The following is a 17,268-nucleotide window of genomic DNA, read 5'->3' as shown; positions in this document are numbered from 1 at the left end:
GCGTCTCAGGGGGCTGTCAATTCGACGGTAATGTCGTCGATCCCGAGGGTCGCCAGGGCGTCGCGCAGGTCGTCGATCTCCGCTTCCACCTCGTCGCCCACGTCCAGGCGGCGGTCTGCGTGCGCCAGCTCGCCGGCCGCGCCGATCAGTTGCACGCCGAGGGCCGCATCGTCCTCGGTCTCCACCAGCGTGATGATGGCGCGGGCCGGGCCCTGGCCGTCCAGCGCGGCGCCGAATTCGGCCATCATGGCCAGCATCCAGTGTTCGGATTTGCCTTGCTGCAGGGCGCCATGGAACAGGTCCTGGTAGAGGAAGTTCAGGCGCAGTTCGCCGGCGCGTCCGGCGCCGGCCAGGCAGCGCTGCACCAGCGGCGCGGCGGAAACGGTCCAGTCCTGGTAGCGCTGCATGCGCGCTTCGAACCAGGCGTCCTGCTTTTTGCCGGCTGCCGGCATGGCGTAGAACGGGTCGTCGGCACGCTTCAGGGCGAAGCCGAGCAGGAAGCGCAGCTCGACAGCTTCGTCGTCGGCGCCGAACGCGGCCGGCTGCCAGCCGGCGATGCTGCGCAGCAGGGCCGGGGCTTCGGCGACTTTCTTGTCCATCATGGCCGCTGCCGCTTCGTGCACCATGGCGTTCAGCTGGCTGGCGCTGATGCGTTCCATTTCGGCCAGGTCGTAGGCGTGCTGCACCAGCACCACCCTGGCTTTCGGGCTTTCCAGGCCGGCGCCGGTAAAGCTGTCCAGCAGGGCAGCATACGCCGCTTCGTCCAGGAAGCCTTCCGCTTCGCGCAAGCCACCCTGGCTGTGCACGAAGACGGGGATGGCAAAGGCGTTGATTTCCATTTCCGGACCATCGCCCTTGCGCAGCAGGACGGTGCCGGCGTCTTCTTCGATCGCCTCCTTCAGCGTGCGATAGGCAGCGACATCCTCGCCACGCGCCAGTTCGATGGCACCATACAGGATGGCGTCCTTGCCCTGGCGCAGGTAGCGCCGCACGGCGTGGCGCAGGTCATCTTCCTGTGCCAGCGCGAGGCTGAACAGTTCCTGGCTCAGGGTTTCATCTTTGTCGGCTGGAGGTGTATTGGGCTTGCGTGGTGCTGGGCGCTTGTTCTTTGTCTTTTGCATGCGGCTCAGTGTTCAATGTGGAAGGTTTCGTGCAATTCGTCCAGCAGGTCGGCTGTTTCGTCCTCGTTCATGCCGAGGTGGCGGCAGGCGGCCTCGCCGCCTTTTTCCCATTCCAGCGACGCGCTGTTGCCGTGATAGCGCTGGATGGCGCGTTCGGCCAGCACCGCGCCGGCGACCAGGGAGCGGATCGCGTCGTCGGTGGCGTCGTCGCACAGCACTTCGTAGTCGTGGTGGTGCAGGATGGCCCAGGACACGTCCGGCGACAGGCCCCAGTTGCGCGCCAGCAGGCAGCCGATGGCGGCGTGGTTGGTCGTGTGGCGGGCATCTTCGATCTCGGTGAACTTGCGGCTGGCGGCGCCGTTGCAGATGTCCAGCGTCTGCCCGTAGTCTTCAAAGCGCGCCATCAGGATCGGGATGCCGATGTCGCAGAACAGGCCGAAGGTATGGGCGATATCGGGCGGCGCCAGGCGCAGCTTGCGGGAAATGAAGACCAGGGCCTGGGCGCGGCAGGACGACACTTCCCAGAACTGGTTCAGGGCCGGGTTGTTGGCGCCGACCGCTTCGCGCGCCAGGATGCCGGTCAACATGGCAGCGCACTGGTTGATGCCGAGGAAGTTGATGGCTTGCTCGACCGACTTGGCCTTGCGCGTGGCGCCATAGAACGGCGAGTTGGCCAGTTTCAGCAGGGCGCCCGACATGCCGACGTCGTTGCCGATGATGCGGGCGATGGCGCGCGGCGACGGGTCGTCCTGCGCCAGTTCGCGCTGCAGGTCGACCAGCAGGCTGGGACGCGGCGGGATGCGGATGGAGCGCAACAGCGCGTCTTCTGCGGTCGTATTGTGGGCCGGGAGCCGGGCTGCTGCTGTTGTCATTTTGCTTCGAATGTTGTTCTGCTGGCGGGCCCCGTCATTATCGCCTGTTTTTTGCCTGCAACCCGGGGCACGAATGAGTTTTTTTTCATGCATAAATAACAGGATTGCTACAATCGATAGCATGTCTTCTCACATTTTGGCTGGTATTGATTTCAGCGCTCCCGCACAGCAAGTGGCGCGCCGCCTGATCGGCGTGACGGTGCTCGTCAATGGCGTTGGGGGACGTATTGTCGAGGTGGAGGCGTATGACCGGGAAGATCCGGCGTCACACGCCTTTGTCGGCGAAACGGCGCGCAATTTCGCCATGTTCGGTCCCCCTGCCCATGCTTATGTCTACCTCTCGCATGGCATCCACTGGTGCATGAATTTTGTGTGCCGGGAAGAGGGGCACGGCGCCGGGGTGCTGATCCGCGCCATCGAGCCGCTGCAGGGCATCCGGCAGATGCAGGCGCGGCGCGGCATGGACGACGTGCGGCTGCTGTGCTCCGGGCCGGGCCGGCTGGCGCAGGCGATGGGCGTGACGCGCGAACTGAATGCCAAGTCGCTTGGCGCGGCGCCGTTCGAACTGCTGCCGCGCAAGGGGCGGGTGCAGGTCGTGGTCGGGCCGCGCATCGGCATTTCAAAGGCGGTGGATGTTCCCTGGCGTTTCGGCCTGGCTGGTTCGCCGTTTGTCAGCCGCCCATTCCGCTAAGCCCTGCCGCGCGCGCATCGGGCTGCCCGCCGCGCGGCGCTCGCCGCCATGCGCCACGTCGCGCCAGTCGTCCAAGCCGATCGCTTCCGCACCGCCGCCACTGCCCGCTGCGGCGCCTTCGCTGCCGTGCGCTTCGCCCCAGCCGGGCGCCATCTCGTCGCCCAGTTCAAACACGGCGACCGCCTGCGCCAGCCCGGCCGCCTGTTCCTGCAGGCTGGCGGCGGCGGCAGCCGCCTGTTCGACCAGGGCCGCATTCTGCTGGGTGACGTCATCAATCTGCCCCACCGCCTGGTTGACCTCGGTGATCCCGCGCGCCTGCTCCGCGCTGGCATCGCTGATGCGCTGGATAATGCTGCCAACCTGCCGTACCGAGGCCACGATATCCCCCATGCTGCCCCCGGCAACGCCCACCGATTCCGCGCCGCGGTCGATGGTCGCCACCGAAGCGTTGATCAGCGCCTTGATCTCGTGCGCCGCCGTGGCGCTGCGCTGCGCCAGCGTGCGCACCTCCGCCGCAACGACCGCAAACCCGCGACCCTGCTCGCCCGCCCGCGCCGCCTCCACTGCAGCGTTCAGCGCCAGGATGTTGGTCTGGAACGCAATCCCGTCGATCACGCCGATGATCTCGACAATCTTGCGGGAAGAAGAGCGAATCGCCTCCATGGTCTGCACCGCATCCGACACTGCCGCGCCGCCGCGCGCCGCCAGTTCGTTGGCATTGGCGGCCACCTGGCAAGCCTCGCGCGCATGGTCGGCATTGCTGCGCACCGCCGCCGCCAGGCTGTCGACGGCGCTGGCCGTTTCCTCCAATGAGCTGGCCTGCAGCTCGGTGCGTGCCGACAGGTCCATATTCCCGGTCGCGATCTCGCGCGACGCCAGGTCGATCTGCTGCACCGCGCCGCGGATGGCGCGGATGGTGCCGTTCAGTTGCGCCACGCTTCCGTCCAGCGCCCGCGCCGTATCGGCAATTTCATCGCGACCGCGCGCCGGCGGGCGCGCGACCAGCCGGCCCGACGCCAGGCTGCGCACGCCATCGCCGATGGCATGGATGTCCCGCAACAGCGCGCGCCGCACCAGCATCGACACCGCCAGCGATAGCGCCACCGACAGCAGCAGCAAGCCGGCCATCGCCATGCCCAGCAGGCGGAACTCCTGGCGCGCGCCGACATAGGCAGCCTCGCTGAGGGCTTTTTCCAGCGCAGCCAGTTGCGACAGCTGCAGGTCCAGCGCCGCAAACTGGCGTTCCGCCTTGGCCATGGCATTGGTCGCGATCGACTGGTCCACCTGCGCCAGTTCGATGGTCTCCTGCACCGCCTTGCGATAGCTCGCCAGTGCCTGCTGCGAGCCTGCCAGCAAGCCGCGCTCGTCGGGCGCCGCCTCGCGCCCCAGCTGCTCCAGCCGCGTGCCGACTGCAGCATGCCGGTTGCGCAGCTGCGCCGTCAGTGCGTCCAGCCGCGCCTGCGCAAAGCTGCCGTTGATCCAGGCCAGGAGCTGGTAGATATTGGCATGCGCCATGCGCGCCTCGCCCGCCACGTCGGCCACCGCCTGCAGCCGCGCCGCGCGCAGCTGCACCAGGTTTTCCATCGATGCGTTCTGCCTTACCATGCCGAACCAGGCGCATGCCGCTGTCGCCAGCAGCAGCGCCAGTACCACGCCCGGCGCCAACAACAGCTTGGGTCCAATCCGCAGTCGGTTCAGCATGGCCGCCTCCTACTTTTTGTAAATGCCTGCTTCCAGCACCGCATCGCCGACGCGCTGGATGTAGGTGGTCTTCGGCTCGATCTTGCCGGTGGTGGGGTTTTTGTACATGTAGTCGACCCAGCCCTTGCCCTTGCGGGCAGCCAGTTCGATGATCTCGCGCCGGTACTTCTTGCCGCTGGCATCGGGCACATCGGTCAGATCCTTGCCGACGATGGTGGGATTGACCGGGTGCGCCAGCACGATGCCCGACTGCAGGTCGCGGATATCGACGTACAGCGCGCCCTGGATGAATTCAGGATCCTTGGCGGAGATCTTCTCGATGAACTTGTCCTTGCCATGCTGCTTGATGAAGGCCGCGCCTTTTTCCACCATGGCGATGGCGTCCTTTTCGGTCGGCTCGCTGGCTTGGGGCGCCGCCATGGCGAGGAAGAGCAGTGGTGCTAGCAGGATGTGTTTCATGCCGGTCTCCTTGGCTGGGATGGAAGCCCAACTGTACGTCTGCACACCTGGTCGGCAATTGCGCAAACGCAAGCTCGTAGGATTTTTCCGGCTGGGCATTGAGCTACGGCAATAGGCCGTTTCTTAATCGGACCATCATGAAGTCCTAGCCCACCCACCCAGGAGTACGCCATGACCGCCGATGCCCTGCCCAAGTTCAAGCCATACACCCGCCAAACCATCCGCCAGGCGCCGCAGTGGGAACTGCTGACGCCCGAGCAGCAGGAAGCGGTGCAGGTCATCTCGCATGTGCTGCCGTTTCGCACCAACCAGTACGTGCTGGACCAGTTGATCGACTGGGACAATATCCCGGACGATACGATCTACCGCCTGGTGTTCCCGCACCGCGACATGCTGCCCGCGCACGAATACTGGCAGCTGCGCGACCTGGTCCTGGTCAGGCAGGATGACGCAGCCGCGCAACAGCTGGTGCGGCAGATCCGCCTGCGCATGAACCCGCACCCGGCAGGGCAGATGACGCACAACGTGCCGCGCGTGAACGATGCCCCCTTGCGCGGCCTGCAGCACAAGTACAAGGAGACGGTGCTGTTCTTCCCCAGCGCGGGCCAGACCTGCCACGCCTACTGCACTTTCTGCTTCCGCTGGCCGCAGTTCGTCGGCATGGACGACATGAAGTTCGACGCGCGCGAAACCACGCAGCTGGTGGAGTACCTGAAGATGCACAAGGACGTGACGGACGTGCTGATCACGGGCGGCGATCCGATGATCATGAACACGCGCTCGATGGAGGAGATCATCGCCCCCCTGCTCGCGCCCGGCCTGGAGCATATCCAGAACATCCGCGTCGGCACCAAGTCCGTGTCGTACTGGCCGCAGCGCTATGTCAGCGACCGCGATGCCGACGACCTGCTGCGCCTGTTCGAGCGCGTTGTCGCAGCGGGCAAGAACATGGCGATCATGGGGCACTACAACCACGCGGTGGAGTTGCGGCAGGAAGTAGCGCAGCAGGCGGTCAAGAGGATTGTCGGCACCGGCGCCACCTTGCGCATGCAAGGGCCCTTGATCAGGCATATCAACGAAGACCCGGCCAGTTGGGCGGAGCTGTGGCGCACCGGCGTGAGGCTGGGAGCGATCCCGTATTACATGTTCGTCGAGCGCGATACGGGGCCGCGCGAGTATTTCCAGTTGCCGCTGGCGCGTGCGCACGAGGTGTTCCAGCAGGCTTACCAGATGGTGTCCGGACTGGCGCGCACGGTGCGCGGCCCCTCCATGAGTGCATTTCCCGGCAAGGTGGTGATCGACGGCGTGGCCCAGGTCGGCGGCGAGAAGGTGTTTGCCCTGCAGTTCCTGCAGGCGCGCAATGCGGACTGGGTACGCAAGCCCTTCTACGCCAAGTACGACCCGACCGCGACCTGGTTCGACCAGCTCCGGCCGGCGTTCGGACGCGACAAGTTCTTCTTCGAGGAGGGCGAGCAGGGAGCCGGGCATGTACCGGGTGTGGCAACGGTGCCGGTGCTGCCGCGCCGGGTGATTCCGCTGGTCGCATAGGAGCATGCGATGCGCGCGCCCGCCGCCACTCGCGATGCGCAAGCGGCAGCGCCGCTTCCCGGTGATTGGCGCAGGCGATGGGCGAGAGCGCCTGCGCGCTGGTGGTGCGGGCGCGAGCGGGTGCCGGGCACCTTGTCCGGTCCCGCCACGCTGTTCCTGGTGTTCATTCCCTTCGCGCTGGGACACTATATCTCCTGGCTGCTGCGCAGCGTGAACGCCATGCTGGCGCCGCAGCTCGTGGCGCAGGCAAACCTGACGCCGTCGCAGCTTGGCATGTTGACCAGTACCTACTTCCTCGCCTTCGCGTTCGCCCAGCTTCCGATCGGCATTGCGCTGGACCGCTACGGGCCGCGCCGCGTGCAGTTCGTGCTGCTGCTGATCGCAGCCATCGGCACGCTGGCTTTTGCGGGCGGCAGGGATTTCGCCGGCCTTGCGATTGCACGCGCGCTCATGGGGTTTGGACTGGCGGCCTGTTTCATGTCGGCCATCAAGGCGCTTAACACCTGGCTGCCGGCGCACAAGCTGCCTTCTGTGCAAGGCTACCTGATCGCTGCCGGCGGCCTGGGCGCGGCAACGGCCACTTTGCCCGTGCGCTTGGCCTTGCACCATATGAGCTGGCAATGGCTGATGATCGCGCTGGCCGGTGCCTGCATCGCGGTCGCTTTGTTGATCCTGTTTCTCGCTCCGACCCCGCCGGCCGCGCCACCGCGCCCGTTCACCCGCAGCGCACTGGTGGAAACCTTCACCCACCCGGTATTCCGCGAGACCGCGATGCTGGTGCTGCTGCCGCACACGGTCTTCTTTGGCGTGCAGGGATTGTGGATAGCGCGCTGGCTGGCCGATGTGCCCCGCTACGGCGAGCAAGCTATCGCCTGGCTGCTCTACCTTGGGATGGCGGCGGTGATCTTCGGCTCGATCGCGGTCGGCATGCTGACCGAATGGGCGGCAAAGCGAGGCTGGCGCACGCTCGATATTGCGGCTGCGGGAATACTGGTCTTCGTGCTGTTGCAATGTGCTTTCGCATCAGGCTGGCGCCCGGCGCAGCAGGTGCTGCCGGTGTTGTTCATGCTGGTCGGCTGCGTCACCGGAATGGAATATTCCATCGTGGCGCAAGCGATGCCGCCAGCATTGACGGGGCGCGCCTCGACCTGCCTCAACCTGCTGATCTTCATCGGCGCCTTCATCGTGCAGGCCGGCTTCGGCCAGGTGATCGGCTTGTGGCGGCCATCGCCGCTGGGGAATTACCCGGCCCTGGCCTATCAATGCGCTTTCGCTTTGCTGGTGCTGATCCAGTTGCCGGGCCTGTGCCGCTACCTGCTCCGACGCTTCCGGTAGAATGTCGCCTTCAACACGAAGGAAGATTTATGAAACTGGTTCGTTACGGCCGTATAGGCAAAGAAAAACCTGGCCTGATCGATGAATTCGGCAAACTGCGAGACCTGTCCGGCGAGATCAGCGATTTCGCCGGCGCCAACCTGTCCGACAAGGTACTGCGCAAGCTGGCCAGGATCGATCCCGAAACGCTGCCGGTGGTGCGCGGCAATCCGCGCTTTGGCGTGCCCGTTGCCAAAGTGGGCAAGTTCATCGGCGTTGGCTTGAACTACGCCGACCACGCGAAGGAAGCCGGCCTGCCGATTCCGAGCGAACCGATTATTTTCATGAAGGCGATTACCTGCCTGTCCGGCCCGGACGATCCGATCATGCTGCCGAAAGGTTCGAAGAAGACCGACTGGGAAGTGGAACTGGGCGTGGTGATCGGCACCCGTGCGCGCAATGTCAGCGAGGAAGACGCCGAGAAGCATATCGCCGGCTATTGCGTGGTGAATGACGTGTCCGAGCGCGAGTTCCAGCTCGAGAGCGGCGGCACCTGGGACAAGGGCAAAGGCTGCGATACCTTCGGCCCGGTCGGCCCGTGGCTGGTGACGCGCGATGAGGTGTGGGACCTGGACAAGCTGGACCTCTATCTCGAGGTGAACGACAAGCGCATGCAGACCGGCTGCACGGAGACCATGATTTTCAAGGTGCCGCAGCTGGTGGCCTATATCTCGCGCTTCATGACGCTGGAGCCGGGCGACATCATCGCGACCGGCACCCCGCCCGGCGTTGGGCTGGCGCGCAAGCGCTTCCTGAAGAAGGGCGACTTCGTGCGCCTTGGAATTGCAGGCCTTGGCGAGCAGCAGCAGGACGTCATCGGTTACCAGGAGTTCTAAAGACTTGGCCTGCGACGGCCGCGAATCGGTGTCTGACCCTGCGGGTCAGGCACCGTCTTGCGGGTTTTAAGCCGGCCGCACGCGAAGCAAGGCCCGCTCCAGCCCATCGCTCAAGCGCGCCACAATCTGCTGCAAATCCGCCTCTGTCGCAATGAACGGCGGCGCCAGCAGCACATGATCCCCCCGCCGGCCGTCGATGGTGCCCCCCATCGGATACACCATCAACCCGCACTCCATGCAGGCATCCTTCACCGCGGCATGCAGCCGCAAGTCCGGATCGAACGGCCGCTTGCCCTCCCGATCCTGCACCAGCTCCAGGGCCAGCAGCATGCCGCGCCCCCTGATGTCCCCCACGTTCGGATGCAACGAGAACGCATCGCGCAGCATGCGCTTGAACGACGCTCCGCGCACAGTCACCGCCCCCAGCAGCGAATCGCGCCGGATCACCTTCTGCACCGCCAGCGCCGCCGCTGCCGCCACCGGATGTCCCACATAAGTATGCCCATGCTGGAACACGCCGCTGCCTGAGCGAAGGCGCTGCACGATATGGTCACGCGCAACCACCGCACCGATCGGCTGGTAGCCCGCGCCCAGCCCCTTGCCCAGCGCCACGATATCGGGCACCACGCCTTCCTGCTCGATGGCATACAAGGTCCCGGTGCGTCCCATGCCGCACATGACTTCATCGGCGATCATCAGGATGCCATACTTGTCGCACAGCGCGCGCACGCCCTTGAAATAGCCCGGCGTCGGCGGCACCGCGCCGCTGGTTGCGCCCACCACCGTCTCCGCGCAGAAGCCGATTACGTGTTGCGGCCCCAGGTCGAGAATCTTGGCCTCCAGCTCCTGCAGCAGGTTGGCCGTGTACTCGTGCACATCCTGCCCGGCGCGGCGCTCGCGGTATTCAAAGCAGGGCGATACGCGCGCCACGTCCATCAGCATCGGCTCGAAATGGCGCCGGCGATACTCGTTGCCGCCCAGGGCCAGCGCGCCCAGCGTGTTGCCGTGATAGCTCTGGCGGCGGGCGATGAACACGCGCCGCTCCGTTTGGCCATGCTCGACGAAATACTGGCGCGCCAGTTTCAGCGCTGCCTCGATGGCTTCCGATCCGCCCGATACCAGATAGGCATAATTCAAGTCGCCGGGCGCATCCTGCGCCAGCCGCTCGCCCAGTTCTTCCGCCACCTCGGTAGTGAAGAAAGAGGTATGCGCATAGGCTGCCACCTTGAGCTGCGACTGCATGGCCGCCAGCACGTCCGGATGGCTATGCCCCAGCGAGGAGACAGCGGCGCCGCCGCTGGCATCGAGATAGGTCTTGCCCTCGCTGTCGCGCACTTGCATTCCGAAAGCGCAGACGGCTACGGGCGGCGTGCGGCGCAGGTCGCGGTGGATCAGGTGGGTCATGGCGGCTCCTCGCAGGATTGGTCGTCCAAGGACATTAGCGCGCGTGCCGCGGCCGTGTTTTGATTTTTCTCCTGTCCTGTGCGACCATTTGTGGCTATGAGTGAACGACTAGGACCTATTCCCCCATCGGAGATGACAGCCGAGCAGCGCGCCGCCGCGCAGGCAGTCATCGATGGCCCGCGCGGCGCGTTGTATGGCCCCTTCGTGCCGCTGCTGCACAGTCCCGAACTGATGGCTTGCACCCAGCGGCTCGGCGAGTACCTGCGCTACCGCAGCGCGATCGGCACCCGCCTGACCGAGCTGGCCATCCTGGTCACTTCGCGCCAGTGGGACCAGCAGGTGGAATGGGCGATCCACGCGCCGATTGCCGCGCAGGCAGGGATTCCGCAAGCCGTGATCAACGCCATCGCAGCACGTCAGGCGCCGGCCGGCTTGCAGCCGGACGAGCAGGCGGTCTATGATTTCTGCCATGAACTTCACAGCACCAGGCAAGTCAGCGACGCCACTTGGGCGGCGGCCATGCTGCAATTCGGCGAAAAGGGCGTGACGGACCTGATGGGCATCAACGGCTACTACACCTTGCTGGCCATGGTGATGAATGGCGCGCGCTCGGCAGCGCCGCCGTCGACCGCAACTCCCCTCGCAATATAGCCTTTGTGTGCGCGGGCTAACGGAAGCCCGGCGCCTGGCGCGGCACCATCGATAGCGCTGCTTTTTCCGGGGAGCGAACGATGCCTGACCGCCGAAGTTTCCTGCAATCCGCGCTGGCCGTCGTCGGCGCCACACAAGTGCCGGCCGCGACGAGCGCAGCGCCGCCCACCGCCGCGGCGGCACCCGCTGCGCCACCGCGGCCGGTCCACCTGAACATCAATGGCCGAGATTACAGCCTTTCGCTTGAGCCGCGCGTGACGCTGCTCGATGCGTTGCGCGAGCATATCGGCCTGGGCGGCACCAAGAAGGGCTGCGACCGCGGCCAATGCGGCGCCTGCACGGTCCTGGTCGACGGCCGCCGCATCAACGCCTGCCTGACGCTGGCCGTCATGCATGAAGGCCAGCGCATCACCACGATCGAAGGGCTGGCGCAGGGCGACGCGCTGTCGCCGCTGCAGCAAGCGTTCCTCGAGCACGACGCCTTCCAGTGCGGCTACTGCACGCCGGGCCAGATTTGCTCCGCCACGGCCTTGCTGGAGGAGGTGCGCGCCGACGGGGCAGGTTTCACCGATGATGAAATCCGAGAGCGCATGAGCGGCAATATCTGCCGCTGCGGCGCCTATCCCAATATCGTCGCCGCCATCCGCGAGGTGGCGCTGCGGCGCAGCTGAGCGAGCGCGCCATGCAATCCATCTACTATGAACGTGCCCGCGATGCGGCGGACGCCTTGCGCCTGGCGCAGCAGGACGGTGCGCGCTTCATCGCCGGCGGAACCAACCTGCTGGACCTGATGAAGGGCGACGTCGAGCACCCGCTGCGGCTGGTCGACATCAGCCGCGCGGGCCTGGACCGGATCGAGGAATTGCCCGGCGGCGGCCTGCGCATCGGCGCCAGTGTCCGCAATGCCGATGCGGCACGCCATGCCGTGGTGCGCGAGCGCTATCCTTTGCTGGCGCAAGCCATGCTGTCCGGCGCCTCGGCGCAGTTGCGCAACATGGCAACCATGGGCGGCAACCTGATGCAGCGCACCCGCTGCCCTTACTTTACTGATACGGCCTTCAGCCATTGCAACAAACGCCAGCCCGGCTCGGGCTGCGATGCCCGCGAAGGCTACCAGCGCATGCATGCGATCCTGGGCGCCAGCCCATCCTGCGTGGCAGTCAATCCTTCCGACATGAGCGTCGCGCTGGCGGCGCTGGATGCCGTGGTATTGCTGCGCGGCTCGCAAGGCGATCGCGAAGTTGCGCTGGGCGACTTCCACCGCCTGCCGGGCGATGCGCCGCAGCGGGACACGGTATTGCAGCCCGGCGAGCTGATCGTCGCCATCGACCTGCCGCCATCGCGCATGGCGCGCCACAGCCACTATCTCAAGCTGCGCGACCGGGCCAGTTATGCCTTCGCGCTGGTGTCGGTGGCGGTCGCGCTGGCGATGGACGGTGGCACGGTGCGCGAAGCGCGCATTGCACTGGGCGGCGTGGCACACAAGCCATGGCGCCGCCCTGAAGCCGAAGCCCTGTTGCGGGACCGCCCGCTCGACGAGGCGCAGTGCCGCGCCGCCGCCCAGCGCCTGCTCGAAGGGGCGCAACCGCTGGAAGGCAACCGCTTCAAGGTTGACCTCGCGCAGCGCGCCATCGTGCGCGCGCTACGCATCGCAGGGGAGGGCGTATGAAACAGGTCGGACAAGCCATCCCGCGCACCGATGGGCGCCTGAAGGTCATGGGCGCCGCCCCCTTTTCTGCCGAGCATGCCCTGCCGCGCGTGGCGCACGCCGTGCTGGTGCTCAGCACCATCGCCAAGGGCCGCGTCAATGCGATCGATACGGCACGGGCAAGCGGCATGCGCGGCGTGCTGGCCGTCATGTCGCACAAGAATGCCCCGCGCCTGCCGCGCGAAAAGCCGGGCGGCGAGGAGCAGAAACCACCGCCGCCCAAGCTGAACCTCCTGCAGGACGACGAGATCAGGTACAACGGCCAGCCGATTGCGGTGGTGGTAGCGGAAACGCTGGAGCAGGCGCAGGATGCGGCACGCGCGATCAAGGTGCGCTATGCGCCTCAGCCGGCGCTGCTGGACTTCCAGGCCGCCAAGCGCAAGCTGCGCAAGCCCAAGGAGCAGCCGGACCGGCCGATGCAGACGCAGCGGGGCAATGTGCAGGCCAGCCTGGCGCAAGCCGCCCAGCGCATCGACGTGCTGTACACGACGCCGGTCGAGAACCACAACCCGATGGAACCGCATGCCACCATCGCTGCCTGGGAGGGAGACCACCTCACGCTGTACGACGCCACGCAGTACATTTCGGGCGTGAAAAAGAATTGCGCCCGTGCGCTCGGCATCCCGCCGGAAAAGGTGAGGGTGGTGTCGCCCTACGTTGGCGGCGGCTTTGGCTGCAAAGGCAATATGTGGTCGCACGTGGTGCTGGCCGCAATGGCCGCGCGCATGGTGGGACGTCCTGTCAAGCTTGCGCTGGAGCGGATACAGATGTTCGCACCGGTCGGGGCCCGGCCGATGACGGAACAGCGCTTGCGCATTGGCGCCAACCCCGATGGGCGCCTGCTCGCGGTCGTGCACGACACGATCTCGCACACGTCCGTGCAGGACGACTTTACGGAGCCATGCAGTTCGCCAACCCGCGTCCTGTACGCCAGCGACAGCCTGCAAACCACGCAGCAACTGGCGACGCTGAACGTTGGCGTGCCGACCTATATGCGCGCGCCAGGCGAGGCGACGGGCAGCTTTGCCCTTGAATGCGCCATCGACGAAATGGCCTATGCGCTCAACATGGACCCGGTCGCGCTGCGGCTGCAGAACTACGCCGATCAAGATCCGGAGAAGAACATCCCCTTCTCGGCCAAGCAGCTGCGCGAGTGCTACAAGGTTGCAGCGGAACGTTTCGGCTGGGCCAGGCGAACCTCCGCGCCGCGTTCGATGAAAGCCGGCCGCACGCTGGTCGGCTGGGGCATGGCCACGGCCACCTATCCGGCCAACCGCATGCCGGCTAAGGCCTGGGCCAGCATTGCGCCCGACGGTACGGCGCTGGTGCGCTGCGGCTCACAGGATATAGGTACCGGCACCTACACCATCATGACCCAGGTGGCGGCAGACGCGCTTGGCCTGCCGCTGGAGAAAGTACGCTTCGAGCTGGGCGACACGGAAATGCCGGAAGCGCCGGTATCGGGCGGCTCGATGACGGCGGCCAGCATAGGACCGGCCGTGCATCGCGCCTGCACGGCCGCACGCGACAAGCTGGTGACGATGGCGGTGGCCGACAAGGCATCGCCGATGCATGGCTTCAATGCGGCCGAAGTGGAGACGGCAGGCGGCTGGCTGCGGCTGCGCGTCACGCCGGAGCGCGGCGAACCGATGGCGGCAGTGATCGCGCGCAACGGCGGGCAAGCCGTTACCGGCGACGCGGAAGCCATGCCGGGCGAGGAAAAGAAGCAATATTCCATGCATTCCTTCGGCGCGGTGTTTGTTGAAGTACAGGTGGATCCTGACCTTGGCACAGTGCGTGTGCCGCGCATCGTGGCCTGCTACGACGTGGGCACTGTGCTGAATGCGAAGACCGCGCGCAGCCAGTTCATCGGCGGCATCGTGTGGGGCCTGGGCATGGCCCTGATGGAAAAGACCGAGATGGACTGGCGCTACGGCCGTGCTGCCAATGCCAACCTGGCCGACTACCACGTGCCGGTGAACGCCGATGTGGGCGACATCGACGTGGTGGCGCTGCCGGGCAATGACACCCGCTTCAATGAACTGGGCGCGCGCGGCATCGGCGAGATCGGGATCGTCGGCGTGGCCGCCGCAGTGGCGAACGCGGTCTACCACGCCACCGGCAAGCGCGTGCGCGACCTGCCGATTACTCTCGACAAGCTGGTGTGATTTTCTGGTTCCGCCTGTTGTGACTGACTGTCGGGCGCCGCGCGTCGCGCACGGTTGGGGCTGTATTCTTGCAAGCGAAATATGGATGGTGCAATATAAATTCCATGCGCATAACATCCTGTTCTCTCCGATCAAGGGCGGTCGCCTGACCATGGTTTCTCCACCGATTCCGGATGACATCCGGCGTTACCTGGTGCAGTGCGTGCCGTCCGTACCCTATATCGAAGCGGTACTGCTGATGCGTGAAGGCAGGCATGCGTGGCAGCCGGATGCCCTTGCGCGCCGCCTTTACCTCAGCGAGGATGACACGCAGCGCCTGTTGGCCAGGATGCAGGCCGATGGCATCATTGCCGGCGATGCCGGCGGCCTGCGCTATAGCCCGGCCTCCGCGGACCTGGACGAACTGTGGACCAGGCTGGCGGTAGTGTATGCGCACCATTTGATCGAAGTCAGTACGCTCATTCATACCAAACCAGGCGGCAAAGCACAGATGCTGGCCGATGCGTTTGTCTGGCGAAAGGGTAAGTAGATGGCAAGTGTCATATACCTGATGTGTGCGGCGACCGCCCTGGCATGCGCCATCCTCGTGCTGCGGAGCTATCGGACGACACGGCATCGCCTGCTTTTCTGGAGCGGCCTGTGTTTTGGCGGTATGTTTCTTTCCAACGTGCTCCTGATCATTGACCGCCTGATCCTCCCGGACACCGATTTATCCACAGTACGCCTGGTGGCCGGCCTGGTCGCTTTGCTTCCGCTGCTGTATGGCCTGGTATGGGAGGGCGAGTGATGCAAATCAACTCCTGGCTGAATGGGGCAATCTTCATGGCGGCGATGGTGATCGCCCTGTTTTTTGTCCGCTACTGGCGGCAATCGCGCGACAGCCTCTTCATCTACTTTGCAATCGCATTTGTGCTCGAAGGCGTGCATCGGCTTTTGCAAGCCTGGCCGGCCGACGGCCCTGATGCGCCGCCATCCTATTTGTTGCGCCTGGTCGAGTACGGCTTGATCCTGGTGGCGATCGTCAGGAAGAACCGGCGCTCCGGGGAACCGTGAGTGGTGCGCCACGCCTGCAATCCTGGCAGGCGAACGACCGTGCTGAAAAAATAGTTTGCGCACTAATTATTTGTGCGCTATAGTTTCACTCATGCGTTGAGCGCGCTAATCATTAACACACTATTTATAGGAGTTTTGCCATGAAATCGTCCATCAAATCCGCCCTGTTTGCTGCTTCCCTGGTTGCCGGCGCTGCCCTGGTTCCTGTCCACGCTGCCGAAGACACCACCGTCGTGCTGGTACACGGCGCCTTCGCCGACGGCTCCGCCTGGAACAAGGTGATCCCGATCCTGCAGAAGCAGGGCGTGAAAGTGGTGTCGGTGCAGAACCCTCTGACCTCGCTGGCGGACGACGTGGCCTTTGCCCAGCGCGTGATCGATGCGCAGAGCGGCAAGGTGGTGTTGGTGGGCCATTCCTGGGGCGGCGCGGTGATCACCCAGGCCGGCGCCAGCGACAAAGTGAAATCCCTGGTCTACGTGGCTGCTTTCGCGCCGTCGGAGGGCGAAGTGGTGGGTGAACTGGGCAAGGATTTCCCGCTGCCACCTGGCATCGCATCGCTGAAGCCCGACAACAACGGCTTTATCTACCTGTCGGCCGAATCGATGGCAGTCAACTTCGCCCAGGACCTGACTCCTGCCGAGCATCGCCTGATGACCGCGACCCAGGGCCCGATCAAGGCCAGCGCCTTTGGCGACAAGGTGGACGTGGCTGCGTGGAAGACCAAGCCCAGCTACTACATCGTCGCTTCCAAGGACCGCATGATCGATCCGGGCCTGCAGAAGTCCTTCGCTGCCAAGATCAACGCGACCACCACCACGCTGCCAAGCAGCCACGTGCCGATGGCGTCGCAACCGGAAGCTGTGGCCAAGGTGATCCTGGCCGCGGTCAAACGTTAATCCCGACAGGGGGCTGTGCTACAGTACGCGCCATGGAAAACCGCATGCCCCCTACGCTGGACCAGCACCTCTGCTTCAAGCTGTATTCGACTTCGCTGAAGCTGACCCAGCTTTACAAGCCCATCCTCGCGCCGCTCAACCTGACCTATCCCCAATACCTGGTGATGGTCGTGCTGTGGGAGCAGGAGGGCTTGGGCATCAAGGGGCTGGCCGAGCGCCTGCAGCAGGACCCTGGCTCGATCACGCCACTGGTCAAACGCCTGGAGGCGGAAGGCTACGTTGCCCGCGGCCGCGATGCGAATGATGAACGCAACCTCGTGCTGACGTTGACCGACAAAGGCCGCAAGCTGCGCGCTACAGGGTTGAAGGTGAGCGAGCAGATCGCCGAAGCGTGCGCGATCACTGCCAGCGACGTGGAGCGTCTGGCGGCGGGCCTCGACAAGTTGAGCCGCAACCTTAGCTAGATGCGGTCGAGGTGACTCCGCCCTGAGAGCCCGACCTGTTCCTACAAAAATCCACGCAATCTCCTCGAATTTTAATTACATGAATGTCTAGATCTTGGTGCGCAACTAAAATTCCAGGGTAATTGGCTCAGGAACATGGGCTCGTACGCAAGAGAAGCTCACACCAGTGATTGACGAGCTCTTGGCGGACTTCAATTCACAGCCAACAAAGCCAGGCAGGTGATCCAGCCAGTCTGCGGTGATTCGGTCCCTCAAGGTTCGGCGGGTGAGATAGAGTTGTGGTTTGCATTTTTTGTAATTTATTATATGCAAGCAAATTCCT

The 17,268-nt window shown here is 65.0% G+C and carries 18 protein-coding genes; 13 read left to right on the top strand and 5 right to left on the bottom strand.

What is annotated here, in order from left to right; genetic code table 11:
• Positions 1 to 5 precede the first annotated feature (5 nt).
• The gene (locus ACN9MY_RS28235; protein WP_426165146.1) at positions 6 to 1,121 is read right to left on the bottom strand and encodes a hypothetical protein; all 1,116 of its coding nucleotides are present in this window, start codon (positions 1,119 to 1,121) and stop codon (positions 6 to 8) included.
• A 5-nt stretch (positions 1,122 to 1,126) separates the two neighbouring features.
• Entirely contained in the window at positions 1,127 to 1,993 is an 867-nt protein-coding gene (locus ACN9MY_RS28230) for an HDOD domain-containing protein (RefSeq protein WP_426165144.1), read from the bottom strand.
• Between the two features lie 121 nt (positions 1,994 to 2,114).
• On the opposite strand from ACN9MY_RS28230, the gene ACN9MY_RS28225 reads away from it, so the two are divergent.
• Positions 2,115 to 2,684 (top strand): DNA-3-methyladenine glycosylase, encoded by a 570-nt coding sequence (locus tag ACN9MY_RS28225; protein ID WP_426336458.1) that lies wholly within the window; start codon positions 2,115 to 2,117, stop codon positions 2,682 to 2,684.
• Here the strand turns inward: ACN9MY_RS28225 and ACN9MY_RS28220 are convergent.
• Both ACN9MY_RS28220 and ACN9MY_RS28215 read right to left on the bottom strand, forming a co-directional pair.
• Positions 2,613 to 4,385, bottom strand: a complete 1,773-nt coding sequence (locus tag ACN9MY_RS28220; RefSeq protein WP_426336457.1) for a methyl-accepting chemotaxis protein — start codon at positions 4,383 to 4,385, stop codon at positions 2,613 to 2,615. The genes ACN9MY_RS28225 and ACN9MY_RS28220 overlap by 72 nt on opposite strands.
• 9 nt (positions 4,386 to 4,394) lie before the next feature.
• Entirely contained in the window at positions 4,395 to 4,844 is a 450-nt protein-coding gene (locus tag ACN9MY_RS28215; RefSeq protein ID WP_426319344.1) for a cache domain-containing protein, read from the bottom strand.
• Between the two features lie 171 nt (positions 4,845 to 5,015).
• On the opposite strand from ACN9MY_RS28215, the gene ACN9MY_RS28210 reads away from it, so the two are divergent.
• The 3 genes from ACN9MY_RS28210 to ACN9MY_RS28200 are packed head-to-tail and all read left to right on the top strand — an operon-like array spanning position 5,016 to position 8,602.
• On the top strand, positions 5,016 to 6,392 hold the full coding sequence (locus tag ACN9MY_RS28210; RefSeq protein ID WP_426336456.1) for a KamA family radical SAM protein: 1,377 nt from the start codon (positions 5,016 to 5,018) through the stop codon (positions 6,390 to 6,392).
• Positions 6,393 to 6,401: 9 nt separating this feature from the next.
• Positions 6,402 to 7,727, top strand: a complete 1,326-nt coding sequence (locus ACN9MY_RS28205; protein ID WP_426319342.1) for an MFS transporter — start codon at positions 6,402 to 6,404, stop codon at positions 7,725 to 7,727.
• A gap of 29 nt (positions 7,728 to 7,756) precedes the next feature.
• Positions 7,757 to 8,602, top strand: coding sequence for a fumarylacetoacetate hydrolase family protein (locus ACN9MY_RS28200; protein ID WP_426319341.1), 846 nt, complete (start codon positions 7,757 to 7,759; stop codon positions 8,600 to 8,602).
• A 66-nt stretch (positions 8,603 to 8,668) separates the two neighbouring features.
• Here ACN9MY_RS28200 and ACN9MY_RS28195 read toward each other — a convergent pair whose 3' ends face one another.
• Positions 8,669 to 10,006 (bottom strand): aspartate aminotransferase family protein, encoded by a 1,338-nt coding sequence (locus ACN9MY_RS28195; RefSeq protein ID WP_426165130.1) that lies wholly within the window; start codon positions 10,004 to 10,006, stop codon positions 8,669 to 8,671.
• 96 nt (positions 10,007 to 10,102) lie between these two features.
• Between ACN9MY_RS28195 and ACN9MY_RS28190 the strand changes: the two genes are divergently transcribed.
• From ACN9MY_RS28190 to ACN9MY_RS28150, 9 genes are all read left to right on the top strand, one after another.
• Positions 10,103 to 10,657 carry a carboxymuconolactone decarboxylase family protein gene (locus ACN9MY_RS28190; RefSeq protein WP_426319339.1) on the top strand — a complete coding sequence of 185 codons (555 nt, stop codon included), beginning with the start codon at positions 10,103 to 10,105 and terminating at the stop codon, positions 10,655 to 10,657.
• Between the two features lie 80 nt (positions 10,658 to 10,737).
• Positions 10,738 to 11,328 (top strand): (2Fe-2S)-binding protein, encoded by a 591-nt coding sequence (locus ACN9MY_RS28185; RefSeq protein ID WP_426165126.1) that lies wholly within the window; start codon positions 10,738 to 10,740, stop codon positions 11,326 to 11,328.
• Positions 11,329 to 11,339: 11 nt separating this feature from the next.
• Positions 11,340 to 12,326, top strand: coding sequence for an FAD binding domain-containing protein (locus tag ACN9MY_RS28180; protein ID WP_426319338.1), 987 nt, complete (start codon positions 11,340 to 11,342; stop codon positions 12,324 to 12,326).
• Positions 12,323 to 14,533, top strand: coding sequence for a xanthine dehydrogenase family protein molybdopterin-binding subunit (locus tag ACN9MY_RS28175; protein WP_426319337.1), 2,211 nt, complete (start codon positions 12,323 to 12,325; stop codon positions 14,531 to 14,533). The genes ACN9MY_RS28180 and ACN9MY_RS28175 overlap by 4 nt, the downstream gene beginning before the upstream one ends.
• Before the next feature lie 85 nt (positions 14,534 to 14,618).
• Positions 14,619 to 15,062, top strand: coding sequence for a hypothetical protein (locus tag ACN9MY_RS28170; protein ID WP_426319336.1), 444 nt, complete (start codon positions 14,619 to 14,621; stop codon positions 15,060 to 15,062).
• Positions 15,063 to 15,320 (top strand): DUF5985 family protein, encoded by a 258-nt coding sequence (locus tag ACN9MY_RS28165; protein WP_426165118.1) that lies wholly within the window; start codon positions 15,063 to 15,065, stop codon positions 15,318 to 15,320.
• Entirely contained in the window at positions 15,320 to 15,586 is a 267-nt protein-coding gene (locus tag ACN9MY_RS28160) for a DUF5985 family protein (protein ID WP_426319335.1), read from the top strand. The genes ACN9MY_RS28165 and ACN9MY_RS28160 overlap by 1 nt, the downstream gene beginning before the upstream one ends.
• Before the next feature lie 140 nt (positions 15,587 to 15,726).
• Complete coding sequence (locus tag ACN9MY_RS28155; protein ID WP_426336455.1) at positions 15,727 to 16,482, top strand: alpha/beta fold hydrolase; 756 nt, start codon at positions 15,727 to 15,729, stop codon at positions 16,480 to 16,482.
• A 44-nt stretch (positions 16,483 to 16,526) separates the two neighbouring features.
• Entirely contained in the window at positions 16,527 to 16,946 is a 420-nt protein-coding gene (locus ACN9MY_RS28150) for a MarR family winged helix-turn-helix transcriptional regulator (protein ID WP_426319333.1), read from the top strand.
• Positions 16,947 to 17,268: the final 322 nt, after the last annotated feature.

The organism is Pseudoduganella sp. R-31 (assembly GCF_049913235.1).
Lineage (GTDB): Bacteria > Pseudomonadota > Gammaproteobacteria > Burkholderiales > Burkholderiaceae_D > Rugamonas.
Note: the sequence above shows the minus strand (reverse complement) of the source record. Positions and strands in the feature narration are given on the sequence as shown.